We start from the raw sequence: 24,502 nt of genomic DNA, 5'->3' as shown, positions 1-24,502 counted from the left end.
TGGTTCCTGCCGGTCCACAAAAAGAACGTCCAGCCGGACCATGACCTCGATCAGCCGCGCGCCACCCCGAAGAGCTCCAGACACGGCTCCAGGGCGTGCAGACGAACGGGAACCGACCGGTGCCGCTCCCACGCCTCCCGCTCCAGGCGCAGCCGTCGAATGGTCCGCGCCTCTCCCCGCACGGAGACCACGTCGACGCCGTCCGGCTCGTAGCCGAGCTTCCGCGAGACGGCGAGGGAGCGCGGGTTGTCCGTCATGGCACCGGAGGTGAGGGTCCGCGCTCCGAGCCCCTCGAAGGCCAGGTGCGTGACGGCCGCCCGCATCTCCGTGCCGAGCCCCTGGTTCTGGTGAGCGAGGCCCAGCCAGGAGCCTGTCTCCGCCTCCTTGGTGACGGAGAAGTCGCGGGCGGTCATGTCCTGGCGGCCGACGACCTCGCCCCCGTGCAGCACGGCGAGGCTCAGCGTCCACTTCTCCGGCCGCCACTCGGCGACGGTGCCCAGCACGTGCTGAAAGGTGGTGCGGGCACGCCGTTCCGGGGTGCCGTCGGTCCAGGGGAAGCTGAAGGGCATGTCGTCCGGCCCGTGCACACCCGCTGCCGCCACGGCCGCCAGCTTCTCCAGTGCATCGAGACAGGGGAGGCGCAGTTCCAGCCGTGGCGTGGTGATTCTCAGCCCGTAGATGGGCCAGATGTGGGGCGTCATGGAACCGAGCCTGCCGGAGCCCTCCTGCGGCGTCGACGAAATTTCGGCGGAGCCGAAGGGACCGGGCCGCGGCGCCGTCCCCCGCGGCCGCTCCGTCCGGTGGTCATCGGTGGTCAGAGGCGCAGGCGCCAGTCCTGGCCGGTCAGGTCGTGGCCGAAGCTGTGGTGCCGCGACTCACCGACCAGCTCGAAACCGGCGCGCTGGTAGATGTGCCGCGCCGCCGCCAGCACGTCGTTGGTCCACAGAACGACCTCCCGGTACCCGGCTGCGCGCGCGAAGCCGACGCACTCGCCGACGAGCCTGTCCCCGAGCCCGTGCCCCCGCGCGGCGGGGTCGACGAGCAGCAGCCGCAGCCGGGCCGTGTCCGGGGCGCTGTCCGACACGCACATCACGCAACCGGCCCGGCGCCCGTTGAGCTCGGCGATCCACGCCGCCTCGCGCGCGGTGTCGTGCTCTGCGGCGAATTCCGCGACGATGCGCGCGACGAGCGCCTCGTACGACTCGTCCCAGCCGAACTCCGCGGCGTAGACGGACGCGTTGCGTTCGATGATCCAGCCCATGTCCCCCGGGCGGGGCGCGCGGATCCGTATCCGTGCCGCGTCAGCGTCCCGGGAGGCGCCGCCTTCCAGGATCCCGCGGGCCGTGCGCAGGCTCTGCGCCAGCAGTTCCCGTTCCGCTTCCGTCATGCCGTCCAGCAGTGACTCCACCGCGGTCTGCGAGCGCTCCTCCAGCTGCCGTGCCGCCTCCCGCCCCTCGTCGGTGAGGACGAAATTGACCCGCCGGGCGTCGAGTTCCGACGGCCCGCGGCTGACCAGGCCCCGCTCCTCGAAGCGCGTGAGCATGCGGCTCAGCTGGCCGGCGTCCACGGAGATCGCGGAGCGCAGGTCCGCGGCGTCCGTACGCGGTGCGTTGACCAGCTCGTAGAGCACGCGTGCCTCGGTGAGCGTGTACGGGGTGTGCAGGTGGCGGCTGTAGTCGAGCGCGCCGATGAGGTTCGTGTAGAAGCGGTTGAACGCCCGCATCTCCTGCACGGTGCCGGTGCCCATCGCAAACCCCTTTTCTTTGACTGAGTCAAAGATATGTCCTCGCGGGACTGCTTGTCTCTCCCTTTTCCGGCTCCCGGGTTCCTGGTCCTCTCCGGCCCGTTCCCGCGGCGTACGAAGTCCTGTGCTCCGCACGGGTGGCGTGCCACGCGACGCGGCCGAGCCTCCGAGCCACGGCACACGGCCTCGCCTTCAGTGGGCGATAGATGTGATGAAACGCCTATGCCGCCGAACGTGGTCGACGCAGGCACCCGAGCCGCGTGTACGCCCACCAGGACCCCGAGCCCCGGAGGTTCAGACATGCCAGCCGCGCAAGCTCTCGACGCAGCCACCCGGCGTTCACTCGCACTCCTCCTGGCCGGCGCGCTGATCCCTCTAGCCGGGTGCACATCCGGCGACGGTGGTGGTCCCAGCTCCGAAGGAGGCGGCAGCGGCGCCTCACGAGACGTTCCCCACCTCGACCGTGAACAGATCGCCTCGGGTGGCTCGATGCACTGGGCCATCGATTCCCTGCCGCCCACGCTCAACGCGTTCCAGCCCACTGCCGACGCGACGACCGAGCGCGTCACCGGCGCCACACTGCCCTCCGTCTTCACACTCGACTCAGCGGCCCGCCCGCAGCTCAACACCGACTACGTCGAGTCCGCCGAGATCACCACGCGCGAGCCGCGCCAGACCGTCGTCTACAAGCTCAATCCGAAGGCGAGATGGAGCAGCGGACGCTCGATCGGCGTGGCCGACTTCAAGGCCCAGTGGAAGGCGCTCAGCGGCAAGCACAAGTCGTTCCGCGCCGCCCGGAACGCGGGCTACGACCGCATCGGCAAGGTGACCAGGGGCGAGAACGCCCACGAGGTGAAGGTCGTCTTCCGCAAGTCCTACGCCGACTGGAAGTCGCTGTTCACGCCCCTCTACCCGAAGACGGTCATGGGCCGCGCCGACGACTTCAAGCACGCCGCGCGCACCTCGCTTCCGGTCTCCGCCGGCCCCTTCCGCGTCAAGAAGATCCACCGCGGCGACACCTCGGTCGCACTCGTACGGAACGGCAAGTGGTGGGGCGACGAGGCGAAGCTGAAGCGGATCATGCTGCGGGTCGTCCCCCGCAACGAGCGCAAGGAGGCACTGCGGCGAGGGGAGCTCGACCTCGCCGAGGTCGACGTGGCCACCGTGCGCAGCATCGTCCGCGCGCACAAGGGAGGGGAGGAGGACGCCAAGAGCAGGAAGCGCGAGGACCATCCGCGCAAGTCCACGGAGGAGCTGCGCAAGCAGGCCCAGCGGGACGGGCACCTGCGCCACGTCGCCCTGCGCCACGCCTTCGAACCCGCCTACACCCAGCTCGCGCTCAACGGCGCCTCGGGCCCGCTCGCGGATGAGCGGGTGCGGCGTGCCGTCGCCCGCGCCATCGACCGCGAGGGCATCGCCAAGCGCGCGCTGCGCGGCACGGGACTGCCCGTCAAGTCGCTCGGCAGCCACCTGCGGATGATCGACCAGGACGGATACGCGGACAACAGCGACGCCCTCGGGAAGCAGGACGTGGAGTCGGCCCAGTCGCTCCTGGCCGAGGCCGGCTGGAAGGACGGGGGCGCACGGTCGGGATCCACCGGCGGCGCGGACGCCAAGAAGGGCGAGCACGGCAAGAAGGACAACGACAAGAACGAGGGCCGGAAGCAGAGCGAGGACGCCAGGGACCGCAAGGGCGACGGGAACGACGAAGGCAAGAACGCCCAGCATGGCAACTCCCAGGACCGCGCCGGAGCCGCAGCACCCGCGGCGGCCCCCGTGAGCGCTCAGGACGCCGACCGGATCGCGGGGCAGCCGCTGGTGCTCTCTCCCGCCACCACCGGACAGAGCGCCTCGCTCAAGACACAGGCGGCCCTCGCACGGCTGAGCACGGCGGAGGAGAGCGGCTCCGAGAGCGAGATCCGCGAAGCCTGGGCCGCCCTGGACGAGGCCACGGATGCCCGCGCCGACGCGGCGGAACTGCGGCTGCTCTCCGACAGCGGAGCGAAGGTGCAGCGCATGAAGGCGGGCAAGCCGCTGACGCTGCGCTTCGTGCTCCCCTCGGGACCCGGCTCGGAGTCGATCAAGGACACCGGGGCCCGGATCGCCAAGGAGCTGACCCGCATCGGCGTCCGTACGCGGATGAAGCACGTCCCCGCCGAGGACTACTTCGCCAAGCACATCGCCTCGGGCGACTACGACCTGGCCATCTACTCCTGGCCCGGCACCGCCTACCCGGCGACGGACGCCCGTCCGATCTTCGCCAAGCCGGCGGCCGCGGCGGACGGTTCGCTGCTCGTCGAGCAGAACTACACGCGCGTCGGCACCAACCAGATCGACCAGCTCTTCGAGCAGGCGTCGACGGAACTCGACGACGGTGCCCGCAACGACCTCATCAAGCGTGCCGACGCCCGCATCTGGGCGGCGGCGGGTTCGGTGCCCCTCTACCAGCGGCCGCAGCTCGTGGCCGCCGGTGACAAGGTCGCCAACGCCGGTGCCTTCGGCTTCCAGACGCCGCGCTACCAGGACATCGGCTTCGAGAAGTAGCAGGCCCGGTACCGGCCACCCCGCAGAGACCTCCGCCCCCCACAGGGCGGCAGGCGTCCGCGGGGCGGCCGGGCCTTACCATGGTTGACGGAGCCGCGGCGAGACCCAGCCCGGCAGGGCGCGTGAGGAGCACCTACGCACCGTGCCCCACCCACGATCCGGGAGAAGCGTCAGTCAGCCATGCCCACGCGTCATGACATCCGCAACGTCGCCATCGTCGCCCACGTCGACCACGGGAAGACCACCCTCGTCGACGCCATGCTCAAGCAGGCAGGGGCGTTCGCAGCGCACCAGCTGGAGTCGGTCGACGACCGTGTGATGGACTCCAGCGACCTGGAGCGCGAGAAGGGCATCACGATTCTCGCGAAGAACACCGCCGTGAAGTACCACCCCAAGGGCGGCGACTCCGTCGTCATCAACATCATCGACACCCCCGGCCACGCCGACTTCGGCGGTGAGGTCGAGCGCGGCCTGTCCATGGTGGACGCTGTGGTGCTGCTCGTGGACGCCTCCGAGGGCCCGCTGCCGCAGACCCGCTTCGTGCTGCGCAAGGCGCTGGAGGCGCGCCTCCCGGTCATCCTGTGCATCAACAAGACCGACCGGTCCGACGCCCGCATCTCGGCCGTCGTCGACGACACCTACGACCTCTTCCTCGACCTGGACGCCGACGAGGAGCAGATCGAGTTCCCCATCGTCTACGCGTGCGCGCGTGACGGCGTCGCCTCCCTGACGCAGCCCGAGGACGGCACCGTCCCCGCCGACAGCGACAGCCTCGAACCGTTCTTCACCACGCTGCTGGAGACGGTCCCCGCGCCGACGTACGAGGAGGACGCGCCTCTCCAGGCCCACGTCACCAACCTCGACGCCGACAACTTCCTCGGCCGCATCGCCCTGCTGCGCGTCAAGAACGGCACGCTGAAGAAGGGCCAGACCGTCGCCTGGCTCAAGCGCGACGGCTCGGAGCAGAACGTACGCATCACCGAACTGATGATGACCGACGCGCTGACCCGCAAGCCCGCCGACGCCGCCGGGCCCGGCGACATCTGCGCGGTCGCGGGCATCCCCGACATCATGATCGGCGAGACGCTCGCCGACCCGGAGAACCCGGTCGCCCTGCCGCTCATCACCGTCGACGAACCGGCGATCTCGATGACGATCGGCACCAACACGTCCCCGCTGGTCGGCAAGGGCGGCAAGAAGCACAAGGTGACGGCGCGTCTGGTGAAGGACCGGCTCGACCGGGAACTCGTCGGCAACGTGTCGCTGCGTGTCCTGCCGACCGAGCGCCCCGACGCCTGGGAGGTGCAGGGCCGCGGTGAGCTCGCGCTGGCCATCCTCGTCGAGACGATGCGCCGCGAGGGCTTCGAGCTGACGGTGGGCAAGCCCGAGGTCGTCACGCGGCAGATCGACGGCAAGCTGCACGAGCCCGTGGAGCGCATGACGATCGACGCCCCCGAGGAGTTCATGGGCGCCATCACGCAGCTCATGGCCTCCCGCAAGGGGCGCATGGAGACGATGACCAACCACGGGTCCGGCTGGGTCCGCATGGAGTGGATCGTCCCGGCGCGCGGCCTGATCGGGTTCCGCACGGAGTTCCTGACGGAGACCAGGGGGACCGGCATCGCACACAGCATCTTCGAGGGCCACGAGCAGTGGTTCGGAGATCTGCGCACGAGGCGCAGCGGCTCGCTCGTCGCGGACAGGGCGGGCTCGGCGACGCCGTTCGCGATGATGAATCTCCAGGAGCGCGGCACGATCTTCATCGAGCCGGGCACCGAGGTCTACGAGGGCATGATCGTCGGCGAGAACTCCCGTTCCGACGACATGGACGTGAACATCACCAAGGAGAAGAAGCTCACCAACATGCGGGCTGCGGCCGCCGACACCACGGAGAACCTGGTGCCGCCGCGGAAGCTCTCCCTGGAGCAGTCGCTGGAGTTCTGCCGCGAGGACGAGTGCATCGAGGTCACTCCGGACACGGTTCGCATCCGCAAGGTGGAACTCGATCAGAAGGCGCGCGGGCGGGCGGCGGCACGCGCCAAGCGCTGACCCCCGACTCGCGCGCGGCCCCCGCGTACTGAACGCCCGTCGGGCCCGGCCCCGTCCGGCCCGGACCAGGGGCCGAATCCGTGGAACGGCGGTCCCTCGTACATCCGGTCACCCGGCCGGACGTACCAGGGGCCGCCGTTTTGCATTGCCCGAATTCCCCGTTCGATGCCCGGAAAAGGGCCGCAAGAGGACTGTGGCAGACGGGGGTTTGTGCGTGAACGGGGACGTGGCGCCGCCGGGGCAGCGAGATGAAGATGCGCGAAGGGTGTTATCTGGTCCGCAAGGCAGGACGTCGGCGGTACCGAGGAGGCACCCCATGCGTGGAGCCACGCGTGTCACGTGGGCAGTCGGCTGTGCGACGGTGGTCACCCTGGCGGCTGCGGGATGCGGCGGGGGAGGAGCCGGCGGCGGTGCCGCGGCCGGTTCGGACGCCGGCATCGTGCGCGCCTTCTGGACCGACCCCCAGAATCCGCTCGAGCCCGCCAACACCAACGAGGTGCAGGGCGGCAAGGTCCTGGAGATGACGTTCCGGGGCCTCAAGCGCTACAACCCCCGAACGGGCAAGGCGGAGAACGCCGTAGCGAAATCCATCAAGACCGACGACCAGCAGAACTTCGACATCACCCTGAAGAAGGGCTGGAAGTTCTCCGACGGCTCTCCCGTCACCGCGAAGTCCTTCGTGGATGCGTGGAATTACGGCGCGCTCGTCACCAACAAGCAGGTCAGCTCGTACTTCTTCGAGTACATCGACGGCTACGACGACCTGCACCCGGAGAACGAGAGCGCCAAGCCCAAGGCGAAGAAGATGTCCGGGCTGAAGGTGACCGGCAAGGACAGCTTCAAGGTGAAGCTCAACCAGAAGTTCTCCCAGTGGCCCGACACCCTCGGCTACGCGGCCTTCTCGCCGCTCCCCGCGAAGTTCTTCAACAACCACGCGGCCTGGCTGAAGAAACCCGTCGGGAACGGCCCGTACCAGATCGACTCCTACACCAAGGGCCAGTCCATGAGGCTCTCGGTCAACAAGAAGTACGCGGGCCCGGACAAGCCGAAGAACAAGGGCGTCGAGCTTAAGGTCTACACCGACCAGAACACCGGCTACACCGATCTCCAGGCCGGAAACCTCGACGTCTTCGACGAGCTGCCCGCGGGTCAGCTCAAGAACGCCGAGCGGGATCTCGGCGGGCGCTACATCAACCAGCCCGCCGGAATCCTCCAGACGCTCTCCTTCCCGCTCTACAGGAAGGAATGGCAGACCGAGAAGGCCAAGCAGGTCCGCGTCGGGCTGTCGATGGCGATCAACCGCAAGCAGGTGACCGAGAAGATCTACCACGGCACCCGGAAGCCGGCCGGCGACCTGACCTCTCCCGTACTGACGAAGTCGGGCGGATACGAGCCCGGCATGTGCGGCGAGGTCTGCAAGTACGACCCGAAAGAGGCGAAGAAGCTGATCGAGGACGCGGGCGGTCTGCCGGGTGGCAAGGTCACGCTCACCTCGAACGTCGACACGGGCTCGCACCGGCAGTGGATGGACGCCGTGTGCAACAGCATCAACAACACCCTCGACAAGAACGGCGCGTGCACCGTCAATCCCGTGCCGACCTTCAGCGAATTCCGCAAGGACATCGCAGGAAAGAAGCTGAAGAGCATGTTCCGCACCGGCTGGCAGATGGACTATCCGCTGATCCAGAACTTCATGCAGCCGCTGTACTACACCGACGCCTCCTCGAACGACGCCGGCTACTCCGACAAGCGCGTCGACAAGCTCATCGACGAGGCGAACGCCGCCGGTGAAAAGGCGGCCGTGAGCAAGTTCCAGAAGGCCGAGGAGATCGTGCTGAAGGACCTCCCCGCAATTCCGCTCTGGTACCAGGACGGCAACGCGGGATATTCGGACAGGGTGAGCGACGTGCGCCTCAACCCCTTCTCCGTCCCGGTCTTCACCGACATCAGAGTCAAGTGAGAGAGTGAAATACCGTGGGGCGCTACGTCATCAGACGACTGCTCCAGATGGTCCCGGTGTTCATCGGGACGACGTTCCTCATCTTCGTGATGGTGTACGCGGTCGGCGACCCGGTCAACGCGATGTTCGGGGACCGGGCCCCCGACCCCGCCACAGCCGCACAACTGCGCAGCCAGTTCCATCTCGACAAGCCGCTGTGGCTCCAGTACCTGCTCTACATGGGCGACATCTTCACCGGTGAATTCGGCAACGCGTTCAACGGACAGCCCGTCACCGAACTGATGGCCAGGGCCTTTCCCGTGACGCTGCGGCTCGCGCTAATCGCCGTTGTCATCGAGATCATCATCGGCATCGCCCTCGGCGTGGTCACGGGCCTGCGCCGCGGCCGGCCGCTCGACAGCTCGGTACTGATGCTCACGCTGGTCGTGATCTCGGTGCCGACGTTCGTCACCGGCACGCTCGCGCAGTACGTGCTCGGGGTGAAGTGGGGATGGATCGCACCGGCCGTCTCACCCGAGGCGCCGGTCGGCCAACTCCTGCTGCCGGGAGTCGTGCTGGCGCTGCTGTCGCTGGCGTACGTCACGCGGCTCACCCGGGCCTCCATCAGCGAGAACGCCAGGGCCGACTACGTACGTACCGCGCTCGCCAAGGGCCTGCCGCGGGCCCGCGTGAACGTACGTCACCTGCTGCGCAACTCGCTGATCCCCGTCGTGACCTTCCTCGGTACGGACGTCGGGAACCTCATGGCGGGCGCCCTGGTCACGGAGCGGATCTTCAACATCCAGGGGGTGGGGTTCCAGCTCTGGCAGGGCATCGTCCGGCAGAACTCGCCGACCGTCGTCGGCTTCGTGACGGTCCTCGTGATCGTCTTCCTGCTCGCGAACCTGATCGTCGACCTCCTCTACGCCGTGCTCGACCCGAGGATCCGCTATGCGTGAAATCGACGGCTCCGCAGCCGGAACGGCCGACGGGCGGGAGGTGGCGCATGGTTGAGCGTGCGCCCGAGAGCCCGTGGGCGTCAGACGAGCCCTCCGCCGCCGCCGGCGCCGCGGCCGGAGCGACCGCCGGAGCCACGTCAGGGGCGGCGGCCGGCACTGCCTCCGGTACGGCGGGCGCGACCCGCCCGCGGCCCGCCGCCCCCGGCGCCGACCCGGACGCGCCGCCCCCAGAACCGCAGGAGCCCGCGCCGGGGGAGCGGGCCCGCAGCCTGTGGTCGGACGCCTGGCACGACCTGCGGCGCAATCCCGTCTTCGTCGTCTCGGCGCTGCTGATCCTCTTCCTGGTCCTGATCTCGCTGTGGCCCGGTCTCATCGCCACCCGCAACCCGCTCTCCTGCCGGCTGGACAGATCCCTCGACCCTGCCTCGCCCGGCCACTGGTTCGGCTTCGACACCCAGGGGTGCGACGTGTACACGCGCGTCGTCTACGGGGCCCGCACGTCCGTGACCGTCGGTGTCTGCGCCACCCTGGGCGTCGCCGCCGCGGGGAGCGTCCTCGGGGGGCTCGCCGGGTTCTTCGGCGGCTGGTGGGACGCCCTGATCTCACGGCTCACCGACGTCTTCTTCGGCATCCCGATCATGCTCGGGGGCCTGGTCTTCCTCTCGATGACGGGCAGCCGTTCGGTGTGGACGGTGGTCGCCTTCATCGTGCTGCTGGGCTGGCCGCAGATCGCCCGTATCGCTCGCGGCTCGGTCATCTCGGCCAAGCAGAACGACTACGTGCTGGCCGCGCGCGCCCTCGGCGCCGGCAACGCGCGCATGCTGGGGCGGCACATCCTCCCGAACGCGGTCGCACCGGTCATCGTGACGGCGACCATCGCACTCGGCACGTACATCGCCCTGGAGGCGACCCTCAGCTACCTCGGCGTCGGTCTCCAGCCGCCCACGGTGTCCTGGGGGGCCGACATCTCCGACGCCTCGCAGGGGATGCAGTTCCGCAACGCGCCGCACATCCTGCTCTATCCCGCGGCCGCGCTGAGCCTGACCGTGCTGGCGTTCATCATGCTCGGCGACGCGGTGCGCGACGCCCTCGATCCCAAGCTGCGCTGAGGGAGGCGTACGTGACTCAGACACAGGCGGGGCACGGGACCCCGTCCGCCTCCGGCCCTCCGCAGCTGCTCCAAGTGCGCGATCTGGCCGTGGAGTTCCGCACGCGCGACGGGGTCGCCACCGCCGTCGACGGTGTCAGCTTCGGGGTGGACGCCGGGGAGACGCTGGCCGTGCTCGGAGAGTCCGGCTCCGGCAAGTCCGTGACCGCGCAGGCCGTGATGGGCATCCTCGACACCCCGCCAGGACGCGTCACGCGCGGCGAGATCCTCTTCGGGGGGCGGGACCTGCTGAAGATGTCCGCGGAGGAGCGCCGCGCAGTGCGCGGCGCCCGCATGGCGATGATCTTCCAGGACGCGCTGTCCGCCCTGAACCCCGTGCTCAGCGTCGGCCAGCAGCTCGGCGAGATGTTCCAGGTGCACCGCGGCGCATCCCGCAAGGAGGCGCGGGCGCGGGCGGTGGAGCTGATGGAGCGCGTACGCATCCCCGCCGCGCGGGCCCGGGCAGGCGACTACCCGCACCAGTTCAGCGGCGGCATGCGGCAGCGCATCATGATCGCCATGGCGCTGGCCCTGGAGCCGGAGCTGATCATCGCGGACGAACCCACGACGGCCCTCGACGTCACCGTCCAGGCACAGGTGATGGACCTGCTGGCCGATCTGCAGAGCGAGTTCCGCATGGGACTGATCCTGATCACCCACGACTTGGGCGTCGTGGCGGACACCGCCGACAGGATCGCCGTGATGTACGCGGGCCGCATCGTCGAGACCGCTCCCGTCCGTGACCTCTACCGGGCGCCCGCGCACCCGTACACCCGGGGCCTGCTGGACTCCATCCCGAGGCTCGACCAGAAGGGTCAGCAGCTCGACGCCGTGAAGGGGCTGCCGCCGAGCCTGCTGAACATCCCGCAGGGCTGCAGCTTCCATCCGCGCTGTCCCGTGGCGCGGCCCGTCTGCCACGCCGACGAGCCGCCGCTGTACGACGCCGGGCCGGGCAGGGCCAGTGCGTGCCACTTCTGGGAGGAGCTGCTCGATGACGAGTGCGACGGATGACGGTGCGGCAGGGGCCACCGCGGCGACCGCGCCCTCGGCTCTCGCGCCACCGCAGGAGCGAGGGCCCCGCGAGGCGATCCTGGAGGCGCGGGACCTGGTCAAGCACTACCCGCTCACGCAGGGCATCGTGATCAAGCGCCAGGTGGGTGCGGTCAAGGCCGTCGACGGCGTCTCCTTCGAGCTGAGGCGCGGCGAGACCCTGGGCATCGTGGGGGAGTCGGGCTGCGGCAAGTCGACGCTGGCGAAGCTCGTGACGAGCCTGGAGGCGCCGACCTCGGGAAGCGTCCGCTTCAAGGGCGAGGACGTCACGCGGCTGAGCGGCAGGGCGCTGAAGGCCCTGCGCCGCAACATCCAGATGGTCTTCCAGGACCCCTACACCTCGCTGAACCCCCGCATGACGGTCGGGGACATCGTCGGCGAACCCTTCGACATCCACCCCGAGGTGGCCCCCAAGGGCGAACGGCGGCGCAAGGTACAGGAGTTGCTCGACGTCGTCGGGCTCAACCCCGAGTACGTCAACCGCTATCCGCACCAGTTCAGCGGTGGCCAGCGGCAGCGCATAGGCATCGCCAGGGGGCTCGCCCTGCGGCCGGAGATCATCGTGGCGGACGAGCCGGTCTCCGCGCTGGACGTGTCCGTCCAGGCACAGGTGATCAACCTGATGGAGCGGCTTCAGGACGAGTTCGACCTCTCGTACATCTTCATCGCCCACGATCTGTCCGTCGTACGGCACATCTCCGACCGGGTGGGCGTGATGTATCTGGGCAAGCTCGTCGAGACCGGCACGGAGAGCGAGATCTACGAGTACCCGACCCACCCGTACACACAGGCGCTGCTGTCGGCCGTTCCCGTACCGGACCCGGAGGCGGAGGAGCGGAGGGCGCGCATCGTGCTGGACGGCGACGTGCCCTCACCCGCGGACCCGCCGTCCGGCTGCCGCTTCCGTACGCGCTGCCGCAAGGCGGACGAGAGGTGCGCGCGGGAGGAGCCGCTGCTGCGCGTCCCAGAGGGGCCCGGTCGCCCGGCGGAGGGGCCGGCGCTCCACCCCTCGGCCTGCCACTACGCGGAGGAGAAGGCCCGGATCGTGCCGGACTGAGGCTCGCGGCCGGCGGAGTCGCCGTCGCCGTCGCGGGTGGCGAGGGCCAGCAGTATCCCGAGGGCGGCGAGGATCTCGAACACGGCTGTGGCGAGCCACAGTTGATCGCGGGTGGCGAGTTCGCCGAAGCCGCTCAGGAGCCCGGACTTGGCCGCGAAGGAGAGATGGAAGAGGCCGAGGCCGAGCAGCGGGCCGCTGACCGTCATCCCCAGGGGGCGCGAGTACGGGGCGCGGGTGAGCGCCGCGAACGAGGCGCACAGCGAGATCAGGGCGAGGGCGCAGCCGTACCAGCTCTCCGGTACGGCGAGGAGCGTGGCGAGCGACCTGTCGCCGGTGAAGTGGCGGGAGTAGAGCTCCCAGCCCTGCTGGGTCGCCGAGTGGATCTCCCAGGAGATCAGCACGGCTGCCACCGCGGCCAGCAGCACACCCGCGGCCACACCTCGGGCCGGTGTGGGTCGTGCGGGCCGCTCGTCACGGCCGCTGCGGGTGCTGCCGGAGGCGGCCGGCACACCGCGACGGCCCGCAGCCGCGAGGACGATCAGTGCGGTACCGAGGACGAGCATCGCGATCGCACTGATGAGGACCTTGATGCGCAGCCCGTCGGAGACGCCGCCCTGCACCCAACTGGCGTTCAGATTCCACAGGGTGGGGACGCGCAGCAGGATCGTCAGCGCCCCCGTCGAGACGAGGATGCCTCCGGCGGCCGAGGAGACGGCGGCGGTCACCGCGCACACCGTGTAGAGGATGAGCAGCGTGGGCTCCACGAACGAGCTCGCCCATATCCCGTCCTGCGCACGGAAGATCAGGCCGGACCACATCCACCACGCGTCGGTGACGTTCGCCGCCTTCTCGAAGTCCCGGACTATCCAGGCGAGATCGAGCGCCGCCAGCGCGGCCAGCACTGAGGCGCCGGCCCAGCGTGCGCCGGGTCTCAGTTTCCTGTCCTCGCTCATGTACGGCCCCCCGCCGTGCGGTTACCCGGGTGCCGCGCGGCTCGGGTCCGCACGGTGTCGGAGCGTCGGGCAAGCCTACTGTGGCACTCCCGAGCCCCTCACGGCCGGGCCGGGGCGGCATGGCCCCGCCCCGGCCCTCCGTTACGGCACCCGCACAGGCCGTACGAAGTTCAGAGTCGCGGGTTCGTATATCGGAGCTGCGTCGACTGAGTTGCGGTCGTGTTAACGCGTTTCAAGGCTCCATATGACGATATGTCTGATAGCGCTGATCAGCGTCAAGCACGTTGTGACCTCAATCTGCAAAACCTTCGCTCAAGATGCGCCGGGGGCCCACATGCTGCAGCCGGTACCCCTTGACTGAGCAGTTATTGACTTGCAAAGTCTCCTCAACCCATGGCACGGACTGCCACTGTGCCAACGCATGGATCTATCCGCATAGATTGACGAGCGCGGGGGCGCAGACACAATGACAAGTCCATCCCAGGCCGCGATCGCCGGGTCACCGACCCCAGATCCCGACGGCGTCGGCCTGACCACCGAGCCGGCCGGCGGCCAAGAAGCCGTGAAAGACCAGCTCGTGGGCCGCTCTCCCGGCCAGCTCATGTGGATGCGCTTCAAGCGCGACCGTACGGGCGTCATCTCGGCCATCGTGGTGCTCGCGGTGTTCGCAATTGCGGCGCTCGCGCCGGTGATCTCCTGGCTCTACGGCAAGGACCCCTGGACCCGGTACGGACAGATCCGTCCCGGTCTGCTGAACGACAACGCGTACCCGATCAAGCCCAACGGCGGGATTGACGGCGAGTTCTGGTTCGGCCTCGAACCCGTCCTCGGCCGCGACGTCCTCACGCAGCTCGTCTACGGGATGCGCACATCGCTCTCGCTGGCGGTGGTCATCACCATCCTCTCCGTGCTCCTCGCCATCGTGATCGGCGTCGCGGGCGGATACATGGGCGGCAAGACGGACTACTTCCTCGGGCGCCTCACCGACCTGATGATGTCGTTCCCGAACCAGCTCTTCTTCGTCGCCTTCACGCCCGTGATCGCGGCCCTCATGGTCAACCCCCAGGACGAGATGCCCACGTGGCTCCGCGCCTGCGTGCTGATCTTCGTGATGTGGCTGCTGGGCTGGATGACGCTCGCCCGGCTGCTGCGCGGCCAGGTGCTGACCCTGCGCGAGCGGGAGTTCATCGAGGCGGCGAAGGTCGCGGGCACACCGCCCTGGCGGATCGTCCGCAAGGAGCTGCTGCCCAACGTGGTCACGCCGATCCTGGTCCAGGCCACCTACATGCTTCCGAACTTCGTCACCGCAGTCGCCGGCCTTTCCTTCCTCGGTGTGGGCATGCAGGGCTCCACGCCGGACTGGGGCCGGATGTTCGCCACGGGTGCCGAGGTCTACCAGAGCGACATCACCTACATGATCTTCCCCGGCGTCGCGATGGTGATCTTCATCGTCGCGTTCAACTTGCTCGGGGACTCGGTCAGGGACGCCTTCGACCCGAAATCGGGACGTTGAAGACCGAGCAGCGGGGGGTGCTGCCACCCCAGCACCGCATTGAGTCAGGCAGCAACTAACAATCGACAGGCAGGTGCTACCACCACCATGAGCAGATTCAGAATGCGTACGGCGCGCGTCTCCGTCGTGGGGCTCGCAGCCGGGGCGCTCCTCCTTACCGGTTGCAGCAGCGGCGGCGGAGGTGACGCCGGCGGCGTGAGCAAGGACGACGCCGCCAAGCAGCAGGTCAAGTACGACTTCGGTGACGCCGCGGCGTCGAAGGGTCCGGCTGAGCCGATCAAGGGCGCCAAGAAGGGCGGCGACCTGACCGTCTACGCGCGCGACAGCTTCGCCCACCTCGACCCCGCGCAGATGTACGTCAGCGACGAGGGCACGATGTCGACCCTCATCCACCGTCGTCTGACCACCTACAAGCGCGACAACGCCGGCAAGTACACGGTCGTCGGCGACCTCGCGACCGACAGCGGTACGGCTTCGAAGGACAAGAGGAGCTGGAAGTACACGCTGAAGGACGGCGTGAAGTGGGAGGACGGCACCCCCATCACGTCGAAGGACATCCGTCACACCTTCGAGCGGCAGTTCGCGCCGTTCGTCTCCGAAGGCCCGGTCTTCATCCAGCAGTGGCTGGCAGGCAAGAGCGGCACCGGCTACCGCAAGCTCCTGCCGGACGGCCCCTACAAGGGTGACCACCTGCCGGACAAGACCCTCGAGACGCCCAACGACAAGACGATCGTCTTCCACTTCAAGGACCCGCAGCCCGACCTGCCCTACGCGCTGGGCATGGCCGGATACGCCGCGGTCCAGGAGAAGGGCGACACGAAGGAGAAGTACGACAAGAAGCCGGTGGCTTCCGGTCCGTACAAGATCGAATCCTTCAAGTCCGGCAAGAGCATGAAGCTGGTCCGCAACACCGAGTGGGACCCGAACACGGACTCGGTCCGGCACCAGTACCCGGACTCGCACAACATCCAGTTCGGCGTCTCCTACGAGGCATCGACCAAGCGGCTCGTCTCCGACAGCGCCGAGAACAAGACCGCGGTCAGCTACAACAACCAGGTCGACGCTTCCAGCATGCAGTCGGTGCGGTCCGACCCGTCGGTCAAGAAGCGCTCGCTGTCGGGTTACCAGCCCTACGTCGGCAAGATCTCGCTCAACATGGACCGGCTGAAGGACAAGCGGGTCCGCGAGGCCATCGCGTACGCGCTGCCGGCCCAGTCGCTGCTGCAGGCCTTCGGTGGTTCCGGCGGCGGTGAGCTGGCGGGTAACTACCTGAGCCCGACGGTCGGTGGCCACACCGAGTCCGACCCCTACGGCAAGGTCAAGAACCCGCAGGGTGACGTGAAGAAGGCCAAGCGGATTCTGAAGGAGGCCGGCAAGACCGGCACGAAGATCACCTTCGCCTACCAGAACTCGCCCGAGTGGTCCGACTTCTCGATCGCGGCCAAGGACAACCTCAAGAAGGCCGGGTTCAACGTCCAGCTCAAGGACATCGTCACCGACACGTACTACGACCAGATCGGCAAGATCAAGAACAAGTACGACATGTACCACTCCTCTTGGGGTGCCGACTGGCCGAGTGCCTCCACCGTGGTTCCGCCGACTCTGGACGGCCGCCAGGTGCAGGACGGTGCGTCGAACTACTCGCACTACAACAACCCGAAGATGAACAAGGAGATGGACCGCATCTCCAAGATCAAGAACGCGGACACTGCCTCGAAGGAGTGGGCAAAGCTCGCGGACAAGATCCTCAAGGAGGACCTGCCCGACGTTCCGCTGATGTACTACAAGCAGATCCAGCTGTACGGATCGAAGGTTGGTGGCGCCGTCATGAATGACGTCCTCAGCAGCATCGACCCGACCCAGCTGTACATCAAGAAGTAACAGCGCACACGGCGCGGTTGCACGCGCCGGCCGTGGTGCCCTCCCCCTTGCTGCACCGGGGGGACCCCCAAGGGGGTCTCTCCAGGGGAGGGCGCCACGGGCCGTTCCCCCACCACTGAATCCGCTGCCCACGAGAGCTGCGTTCCGTCATGCTTCGTTTCCTCGTCCGCCGGTTCCTCGGCGCGATGGTGATCCTGCTGGTCATCAGTGCGGTCACCTTCTTCCTCTTCTACGCCGTACCGCGAGATCCGGCGATGCTTGCCTGTGGCAAGAACTGCACACCGGACGCGCTGGAGATCATCCGCAAGAACATGGGCATCGACGAGCCCATCCCGATGCAGTACTGGCACTTCATGGTCGGCATCTTCGCCGGCCGGACCTTCGCCCAGGGCGCTTGCCCGGCACCGTGCTTCGGCTACTCGTTCGCCAACTCGGAGCCGGTCTGGGACACGATCCTCGACCGCTTCCCGACCACGGTCTCGCTCTCTATCGGCGGCGCGGTCGTCTTCCTGTTCATCGGCCTCGGCGCCGGCATGATCGCCGCCTGGAAGCGCGGCACGATGGCGGACAAGTTCTTCAGCACGATCTCTCTCGTGCTCAGCTCGATGCAGATCTACTTCATCGGCCCGCTCGTCCTCGCGCTGTTCGTGTTCAACCTGGGGATCATGGACCAGCCCAAGTACGTGCCTCTCTCGGAGGACCCGGGCGCCTGGTTCATGGGCCTGCTCATCCCATGGCTCGTGATCCAGATCATCTTCACCGCGAACTACACGCGTCTGTCGCGTTCTTCGATGATCGAGCAGCTCGCCGAGGACCACGTCCGCACGGCGCGGGCCAAGGGCATGTCGGCGAGGTTCGTCTTCTTCCGATACGCCTGGCGCGGCTCGCTCATCCCCATCGTCACCATCTTCGGCGTGGACCTCGGGTCGCTCCTCGGCGGCGCGATGATCACGGAGTGGACGTTCTCGCTCCCGGGCGTCGGTCAGCTGGCGGTCGACTCCGTCCAGAACACCGACCTGCCCATGGTGATGGGCGTCATGCTCTTCTCGGCGACCTTCATCATCCTCTTCAACGTCATCGTGGACGCCGCTTACGCATTCATCGATCCGCGCGTGCGGCTGGCCTAGGAGTACCGCTGTGACCACCCTGACCCAGGAAGCGGACGTCCCGGCCCCGCGCGATGCGGGAGCGTCCGGCGCGTTCCTCTCCGTACGCGACCTCTATGTGCACTTCGACACCGAGGGCGGCACCGTCAAGGCCGTCGACGGCCTCTCCTTCGACCTGGAGCGTGGCCGCACCCTCGGGATCGTCGGCGAGTCCGGCTCCGGCAAGTCGGTGACGAACCTGTCCATCCTCGGGCTCCACAACCCGAAGAAGACCGACGTCTCGGGTGAAATCCTGCTGGACGGACAGGAGTTGACCTCCGCCCGCGAGAAGACGCTCGAGTCGCTGCGCGGCAACAAGATGGCGATGATCTTCCAGGACCCGCTGACGGCGCTCTCGCCGTACTACACGGTGGGCCGTCAGATCGCCGAGCCGTACCGCAAGCACACGGGCGCCTCCAAGCGCGACGCGCATCTGCGCGCCGTCGAGATGCTGGACAAGGTTGGCATCCCCAACGCCAAGCTGCGCGTGGACGATTACCCGCACCAGTTCAGCGGCGGCATGCGGCAGCGGGCCATGATCGCGATGGCTCTCGTGTGCAACCCGGACCTGCTCATCGCCGACGAGCCGACGACCGCGCTCGACGTGACGGTCCAGGCCCAGATCCTCGACCTGCTCAAGGACCTCCAGCAGGAGTTCGGTTCGGCGATCATCTTCATCACCCACGACCTGGGTGTGATCGCCAACGTCGCCGACGACATCCTCGTGATGTACGGCGGCCGTGCCGTGGAGCGCGGAACCGTCGCCGAGGTGCTGCGTTCACCCCGGCACCCCTACACCTGGGGCCTGCTGAGCTCCATGCCGCGCCTGTCCGGTGACGTCAACGAAGAGCTCGTCCCGATCAAGGGCACACCGCCGAGCCTGCTCGCGCCGCCGCCGGGCTGCCCGTTCCACCCCCGGTGCAACTACGTGGACGAGGTGGCCGGCGACAAGTCGTGCAGCGCCGACCGGCCCGTGCTGCCGGAAGGACGTGGCGCCGCCTGCCACCTGACGGCCGAGCAGAAGCAGACCTTCTTCATCGAGCAGATCAAACCCCGGCTGGGCTAGGGAGAATCACAGCAATGAGCGAAGAACTCACCCTGACCAAGCCGCAGGACGACGTGCCGCGCTCGGGCGAGCCCCTGATGAAGGTCGAGGGCCTGACCAAGCACTTCCCCATCATGGGCGGCTTTCCCTTCAAGCGGCAGGTGGGCGCGGTCCAGGCCGTCGACGGCATCGACCTGAGTGTGATGCCGGGCGAGAGCTTCGGTCTCGTCGGCGAGTCCGGCTGCGGCAAGTCCACGACCGGACGGCTGCTGACGCGGCTGCTGGAGCCCACGCGGGGCAAGATCAGCTACCGCGGCCGGGACATCTCGCACGCCAGCCGCAAGGAAATGGCGCCGGTACGCTCCGAGATCCAGATGATCTTCCAGGACCCGTACTCGTCGCTGAACCCGCGGCAGACGGTCGGCTCCATCATCGGCAACCCGATGGAGGTCAACGGGATCAACCCGCCCGGCGGACGCGAGAAGCGCATCCGGGAGATGCTCGAGACCGTCGGTCTCAACCCGGAGCACTACAACCGCTTCCCGCACGAGTTCTCCGGCGGACAGCGGCAGCGCATCGGCGTCGCACGCGCCCTCGCGCTGAAGCCGAAGCTGATCGTTGCGGACGAGCCGGTCTCCGCGCTGGACGTGTCCATCCAGGCGCAGGTCGTCAACCTGCTCCAGCAGGTGCAGCGCGACATGGGCATCGCCTTCGTCTTCATCGCGCACGACCTGGCGATCGTCCGGCACTTCTCGCAGCGCCTCGCGGTGATGTACCTGGGGAAGATCGTCGAGGTCGGCGACCGCGACTCGATCTACCAGCGCCCCCGCCACCCGTACACGCACGCGCTGCTGTCGGCCGTGCCGGAGGCGAAGCTGGAGGACAGCGAGGACGAGCAGCGCGAGCGCATCCGCCTCGCCGGCGACGTGCCCTCGCCCATCAACCCGCCCTCGGGCTGCCGCTTCCGTACGCGCTGCTGGAAGGCGCAGGACAAGTGCGCCACCGAGGAACCGCCGCTCGTCCAGATCACGGGCAACACGGCCGGGCATCTCACGGCGTGCCACTTCCCGGAGGAGGGCTCGACGACGGGCCGCGACGAGGAGATCGTCCTGGACGCGGCGCTCAAGGCGATGGAGTCCTAGGACACCGCCAGGGGCTGCGCCCTTCGTCCAACAGGCCTTGCGGGGCCCGCCGGGGCGCCTGCGCGACGAGTTCGCGGAGGCGCCCCGCTGTGCGCGCGCCGCTGTCCCGCTACGCCACGCTCAACGTGCGCTTGAGGAAGGCCACTTGGAGCAGCAGCAGGTTCTCCGCGATCTGCTCCTGCGGCGTCATGTGCGTGACGCCGGAGAGGGGCAGCATCTCGTGCGGGCGGCCCGCCGCGAGGAGTGCCGAGGAGAGCCGCAGCGTGTGCGCGGCGGCCACGTTGTCGTCAGCCAGCCCGTGGATCAGCATGAGCGGACGGTGCTGCGACGCGGCGCCGGAGAGCCCGTCGTCGGTGATCACCGAGGTGCGCGCGTACACGTCCGCGTCCTGGTCCGGCATGCCGCAGTAGCGCTCGGTGTAGTGCGTGTCGTACAGCCGCCAGTCGGTGACGGGCGCGCCCACGACCGCCGTGTGGAAGACGTCGGGACGGCGCAGCACGGCGAGCGCGGCGAGGTAACCGCCGTACGACCAGCCGCGGATGGCGACGCGCGTCAGGTCCAGCGGATGGTCCGCCGCGAGCGACCGCAGCGCCTCGATCTGGTCGTCGAGCGTGACGTCGGCGATGTCCCGCGAGACCGCCTTCTCCCACGCCGGTGAACGGCCGGGCGTGCCCCGCCCGTCGGCCACGATCACCGCGAAGCCCTGGTCGGCGAACCACTGCGAGGTGAGCCAGGCGTTGTGCGCCGCGACCACGCGCTGGCCGTGCGGACCGCCGTAGGGGTCCATGAGGACGGGCAGCGGGCCGTCACCGTCCCGGTGGCCCGTGGGCAGCACGAGGCCCGCGGGGATCCGGCGCTCGCCGGTGAGCAGCAGCCGCGGCGCCGTGACGAGCTGGGGCCGTTCGGCCTGCGACGGCACTACGTCCAAGGACTTGAGCGTGAACGCACCGCCGTCCCCGCCGTCCAAGCGCAGGACGGAGACCCGCGAGCCGGGACGCGAGAGCGAGGCGGTGGAGAGCACGAGGGTGTCACCGCCGCGCACGGCGGAGGCCACGTGTGGCCGCCCGCCGCTGCCCGTCACGCCTTCGGTCCCGTCGTCCGCGGCGGCTTCGCCGTCCGGGTCCGTCAGGCGCTCGACGCCACCGCACGAGCCGTCCTCGGCGAACCGCGCGAAGTGGACTCCGATGTCGCCGACCGCTCCGGGATCCCCGTCGGCCGCGGCACCCGCCGAGGCGGAGAGGAGCACCCCGTCCGCGCCGATGTCGAGCACGGACCGGACGTGCAACGAGGCGTCCGTGAAGGCGACCTGGCCCACCGTCAGCACGCGCGCCCCCGACGCGTCGTCGATGCGCACGAGCCGTCCGTCCGGCGTCCAGGCGGGAACGCCCGGGAACAGCTCCAGCCAGTCGGCGTCCTGCTCCGTGTGGAGGGTGCTGGTGGCGCCCGTGACGGTGTCGACGCCGAGGTACAACTGCGTGCGCTGGTCGCGCGACTGGACGAGCAGCAGCGGCGGCCCTCCCGGCGACCAGTGGACGCGGGCGAGGTAGGGGAAGTGCGCGCGGTCCCACTCGACGTCGAGGCCCTCGCCGCCGTCCGCGTTCACCAGACGCAGTGTGACGTCGGCGTTCGCCGTGCCCGCCGCCGGATAGGCCACCTCGGACGGCTGCTGATCCGGGTGCGCCGGGTCGGCGATGTGCCACCGCTGCACGGGGGAGTCGTCGGCTCGCGCTACGAGCAGCTGCCCGCCGTCCGGAGACCACCAGAAGCCCCTGTTGCGGTCCATCTCCTCGGCGGCGATGAATTCGGCCAGACCGTATGTGATCCGGTCGTTCTCCGGGGCGGCCAGCACGCTGTCGCCGGTGCCGTCGGTGCGGATGAGGCGCAGGGCGCCGCCCGAGACGTAGGCCACGCGCGTCCCGTCGGGGGAGGGGCGGGGGTCGACGACGGGTTCCGGTGTGTCCAGCTGCCGGCACTCGCCTGTCCGCAGATCCGTCACGAACAGACGCCCCGAGAGGGCGAAAGAGGCGCATTCGACGGCCATGTCAGTGGCATATCCGACGATTCCGGCAGAACCTTCGCGGCTGCGTTCACGGCGGGCGCGCTCCTCCGCGGAGAGCTCCTCCTCCGCGCCTCCGAGCAGGCTCGCCGGGTCGGCGGCGACGTACTCGCGCGCACCGGACGGTTCGCGTACCCAAAGGAGATTGGCCCGGTCAGTGCCCTCGCGGGAGCGGAGGAAGACGACGCGCGATCCATCGGGTGCGACGCTGAAAGCGCGCGGGGCGCCCAGGGTGAAGCGCTGGGTCCGTGCGTACTGCCGGGGGAAAGTAGTGGCCATGCGGCAGAGCGTAGAGCCTGGCGGGTGCTCCCCCACTTCGTGGGAGCGCCCCCAGCGGTGGCCGGAATCGAATATGCGCCCCTCGTCTGCACCCGTGCACCCGGCCCATGCCATCTGACGGATAGTTATGATCCATTGCGCGAGACGGGAGCCGGGTATGACGCCGGTGTCCCGCTCGTGTCATGGGCTCATGCTGTCCGGATCCGTCGCCCGACCGCGCGTACTTGGAGGTGAACCGCCGTGGCACTCTCGATTTCGGCGGTCGTGCTGCTCTTGATCATCGTCCTTCTGCTCGTCAAGAAGGCCGGGCTGAAAGCCGGGCACGCCGTCGTGTGCGTGCTGTTGGGCTTCTACCTGGCCGGCTCGTCCATCGCTCCGACGATCAACGAGCTGACGACGAATGTGGCGGGCATGCTCGGGGACATCAAGTTCTGACCTGTCCGAGGGGAGCCGTAGGGTCAGGGGCATGAGCGCAGCCCCTGACCGGCGTCTGCTCCTGGTGCACGCGCACCCGGACGACGAGTCGATCAACAACGGCGCCACCATGGCCAAGTACGCCGCCGAGGGCGTCCACGTCACGCTGGTGACCTGCACCCTGGGCGAGGAGGGCGAAGTCATCCCCGCGGAGCTGGCGCACCTCGCCCCCGAGCAGCCGGAGCCGGGGGAGCCGGCACAGGAACCGGCCGCGCCCGCGGGGGAGATCACTCCGCTCGGACGTCATCGCATGGGCGAACTCGCCGACGCCATGCGGGAGTTGGGCGTCACCGACCACCGCTTCCTCGGCGGTCCCGGCCGCTACCGTGACTCCGGGATGATGGGCCTCTCCACGAATCTGCGGCCCGAGTGCTTCTGGCAGGCCCCTCTCGACGAGGCCGCGCTGCATCTGGTCCGCGTCATCCGCGAGGTGCGCCCTCAGGTGATGGTCACCTACGACCCGGACGGCGGCTACGGCCACCCCGACCACATCAAGGCCCACCGCGTCGCGATGCGCGCCGCCGAACTGGCCCCGGACGGGGACTTCGAGCCCGGTGCCGGCGAGCCGCACCGAGTGGCGCGCGTCTACTGGAACTGCGTGCCCCGCGCGGTCGTCGAGGAGGGCTTCACGCGGCTGCGGGCCGCGTCACCGTCCCGGTACTCCGCGGTGGCGGAACCGGAGGACGTGCCGGGGCTCGTGGACGACGAGAAGTCCGTGGACGCGGTGGTCGACGGACGGGCACACGCGGCGGCGAAGGCGGCCGCCATGCGCGCGCACGCGACCCAGATCAGCGTTGCCGGCGACACCTTCGCCCTCTCCAACGGCCTGGGCCAGCCTTTGATCAGCACCGAGTACTACCGCCTTGCCCATCCGCCGGGGGAGCATTCCGGCGGCATCACACAGGACTTGTTCGCAGGAGCGGATGCATGAGCGGCGAGCGTGACGAGAACGGGCGCGGGCAGTGGGGGCGGCCGTCCGGCCGGGGACCGGGCACCGGCCCGGCAAAGCCTCCGTGGCCCGAGCGGGTCCCCGCGGCCCGTACGGCACGCATGGGCGTCTACCTGTTGCTGCTCGTGCTCGGAGTTCTGACGGCGGCCGCCGGAGCGCTGGTGCAGAGCGCCTGGTTCCCCGGCGGTCTGCTGCTCGCCCTGGCCGGCGCCGTCGGACTCTTCTGGGGCGGTGCCAAGTTGTGCCGTACGCGGGTGGGGGCCGCGGCGCCCGGTGCGGGGTGGGTTGTCACGGTATTCCTGCTGACGTCACCGCGGCCGGAGGGCGACTTCGCCTTCGGGGCGGGCATTGGTTCATATGTCTTTCTACTGGGCGGGGTGCTCGCCGCTGTGATGTGTGCCACCATCTCGCTGCCGGCACCGCCAGTGCCAGCGGACAAGTACCGCTGATGAGGCCGCTGTCCAGGGGATTGCGAGGGAGGGGGTCCCGGGGCGGCGACCCCAAGTAAGCTGGTGCGCGCCGGCGAACCGTCCTGGGACAAGCATGATGGGCGGTGAACCCAACCGGGAGTACCTG

Annotated in this window: 19 protein-coding genes; 15 read left to right on the top strand and 4 right to left on the bottom strand. The window is 68.9% G+C overall.

From position 1 onward, the window contains the following. Positions 1–50 precede the first annotated feature (50 nt). Both G4Z16_RS10505 and G4Z16_RS10500 read right to left on the bottom strand, forming a co-directional pair. Positions 51–701: a GNAT family N-acetyltransferase gene (locus G4Z16_RS10505; RefSeq protein WP_197350568.1), complete on the bottom strand. Its 651-nt coding sequence runs from the start codon at positions 699–701 to the stop codon at positions 51–53. Positions 702–814: 113 nt separating this feature from the next. After that, positions 815–1,747, bottom strand: coding sequence for a bifunctional helix-turn-helix transcriptional regulator/GNAT family N-acetyltransferase (locus G4Z16_RS10500; protein WP_197350567.1), 933 nt, complete (start codon positions 1,745–1,747; stop codon positions 815–817). Between the two features lie 297 nt (positions 1,748–2,044). On the opposite strand from G4Z16_RS10500, the gene G4Z16_RS10495 reads away from it, so the two are divergent. The 7 genes from G4Z16_RS10495 to G4Z16_RS10465 all read left to right on the top strand — a co-directional run bounded on the left by G4Z16_RS10495 (position 2,045) and on the right by G4Z16_RS10465 (position 12,489). Beyond that, positions 2,045–4,288: an ABC transporter family substrate-binding protein gene (locus tag G4Z16_RS10495; protein WP_197350566.1), complete on the top strand. Its 2,244-nt coding sequence runs from the start codon at positions 2,045–2,047 to the stop codon at positions 4,286–4,288. A gap of 180 nt (positions 4,289–4,468) precedes the next feature. Then, a complete protein-coding gene (gene typA, locus G4Z16_RS10490) occupies positions 4,469–6,337 on the top strand; it encodes a translational GTPase TypA (RefSeq protein ID WP_197350565.1) in 1,869 nt (622 codons plus the stop codon). Positions 6,338–6,653: 316 nt separating this feature from the next. After that, a complete protein-coding gene (locus tag G4Z16_RS10485; protein ID WP_197350564.1) occupies positions 6,654–8,297 on the top strand; it encodes a peptide ABC transporter substrate-binding protein in 1,644 nt (547 codons plus the stop codon). A 14-nt stretch (positions 8,298–8,311) separates the two neighbouring features. Next, positions 8,312–9,235 (top strand): ABC transporter permease, encoded by a 924-nt coding sequence (locus tag G4Z16_RS10480; protein ID WP_197350563.1) that lies wholly within the window; start codon positions 8,312–8,314, stop codon positions 9,233–9,235. A 47-nt stretch (positions 9,236–9,282) separates the two neighbouring features. Beyond that, on the top strand, positions 9,283–10,344 hold the full coding sequence (locus G4Z16_RS10475) for an ABC transporter permease (RefSeq protein ID WP_246530780.1): 1,062 nt from the start codon (positions 9,283–9,285) through the stop codon (positions 10,342–10,344). An 11-nt stretch (positions 10,345–10,355) separates the two neighbouring features. Then, on the top strand, positions 10,356–11,393 hold the full coding sequence (locus G4Z16_RS10470; RefSeq protein ID WP_246530779.1) for an ABC transporter ATP-binding protein: 1,038 nt from the start codon (positions 10,356–10,358) through the stop codon (positions 11,391–11,393). Beyond that, on the top strand, positions 11,374–12,489 hold the full coding sequence (locus tag G4Z16_RS10465; RefSeq protein WP_197350562.1) for an ABC transporter ATP-binding protein: 1,116 nt from the start codon (positions 11,374–11,376) through the stop codon (positions 12,487–12,489). The genes G4Z16_RS10470 and G4Z16_RS10465 overlap by 20 nt, the downstream gene beginning before the upstream one ends. Here the strand turns inward: G4Z16_RS10465 and G4Z16_RS10460 are convergent. After that, on the bottom strand, positions 12,453–13,442 hold the full coding sequence (locus G4Z16_RS10460) for a hypothetical protein (RefSeq protein WP_197350561.1): 990 nt from the start codon (positions 13,440–13,442) through the stop codon (positions 12,453–12,455). The genes G4Z16_RS10465 and G4Z16_RS10460 overlap by 37 nt on opposite strands. A 466-nt stretch (positions 13,443–13,908) precedes the next feature. On the opposite strand from G4Z16_RS10460, the gene G4Z16_RS10455 reads away from it, so the two are divergent. The 5 genes from G4Z16_RS10455 (at position 13,909) to G4Z16_RS10435 (ending at position 20,168) form a co-directional block, all read left to right on the top strand. Beyond that, positions 13,909–14,955, top strand: a complete 1,047-nt coding sequence (locus G4Z16_RS10455; protein WP_197350560.1) for an ABC transporter permease — start codon at positions 13,909–13,911, stop codon at positions 14,953–14,955. Positions 14,956–15,042: 87 nt separating this feature from the next. Then, positions 15,043–16,836: an ABC transporter substrate-binding protein gene (locus G4Z16_RS10450; protein WP_197350559.1), complete on the top strand. Its 1,794-nt coding sequence runs from the start codon at positions 15,043–15,045 to the stop codon at positions 16,834–16,836. Positions 16,837–16,985: 149 nt separating this feature from the next. After that, entirely contained in the window at positions 16,986–17,963 is a 978-nt protein-coding gene (locus G4Z16_RS10445) for an ABC transporter permease (RefSeq protein WP_197350558.1), read from the top strand. Between the two features lie 10 nt (positions 17,964–17,973). After that, on the top strand, positions 17,974–19,047 hold the full coding sequence (locus tag G4Z16_RS10440; RefSeq protein ID WP_197350557.1) for an ABC transporter ATP-binding protein: 1,074 nt from the start codon (positions 17,974–17,976) through the stop codon (positions 19,045–19,047). Positions 19,048–19,061: 14 nt separating this feature from the next. Continuing rightward, complete coding sequence (locus G4Z16_RS10435) at positions 19,062–20,168, top strand: ABC transporter ATP-binding protein (protein ID WP_197350556.1); 1,107 nt, start codon at positions 19,062–19,064, stop codon at positions 20,166–20,168. A 109-nt stretch (positions 20,169–20,277) separates the two neighbouring features. Here the strand turns inward: G4Z16_RS10435 and G4Z16_RS10430 are convergent, their stop codons facing one another. Next, entirely contained in the window at positions 20,278–22,503 is a 2,226-nt protein-coding gene (locus G4Z16_RS10430; protein WP_197350555.1) for a prolyl oligopeptidase family serine peptidase, read from the bottom strand. Between the two features lie 240 nt (positions 22,504–22,743). On the opposite strand from G4Z16_RS10430, the gene G4Z16_RS10425 reads away from it, so the two are divergent. Genes G4Z16_RS10425 through G4Z16_RS10415 form a run of 3 tightly spaced genes read left to right on the top strand, consistent with a single transcriptional unit; the run spans position 22,744 to position 24,375 of the window. Continuing rightward, on the top strand, positions 22,744–22,938 hold the full coding sequence (locus G4Z16_RS10425; protein ID WP_028434116.1) for a hypothetical protein: 195 nt from the start codon (positions 22,744–22,746) through the stop codon (positions 22,936–22,938). A 31-nt stretch (positions 22,939–22,969) separates the two neighbouring features. Further along, positions 22,970–23,908, top strand: a complete 939-nt coding sequence (gene mshB, locus G4Z16_RS10420) for an N-acetyl-1-D-myo-inositol-2-amino-2-deoxy-alpha-D-glucopyranoside deacetylase (protein WP_197350554.1) — start codon at positions 22,970–22,972, stop codon at positions 23,906–23,908. Continuing rightward, on the top strand, positions 23,905–24,375 hold the full coding sequence (locus G4Z16_RS10415) for a DUF6113 family protein (protein WP_197350553.1): 471 nt from the start codon (positions 23,905–23,907) through the stop codon (positions 24,373–24,375). Before mshB ends, G4Z16_RS10415 begins: the two co-directional genes overlap by 4 nt. The last annotated feature ends 127 nt before the right edge of the window (positions 24,376–24,502 follow it).

Origin of the sequence: Streptomyces bathyalis (assembly GCF_015910445.1) — a bacterium.
GTDB classification, from domain to species: Bacteria; Actinomycetota; Actinomycetes; order Streptomycetales; family Streptomycetaceae; genus Streptomyces; species Streptomyces bathyalis.
This window is presented reverse-complemented; position numbering and strand designations above follow the sequence as displayed.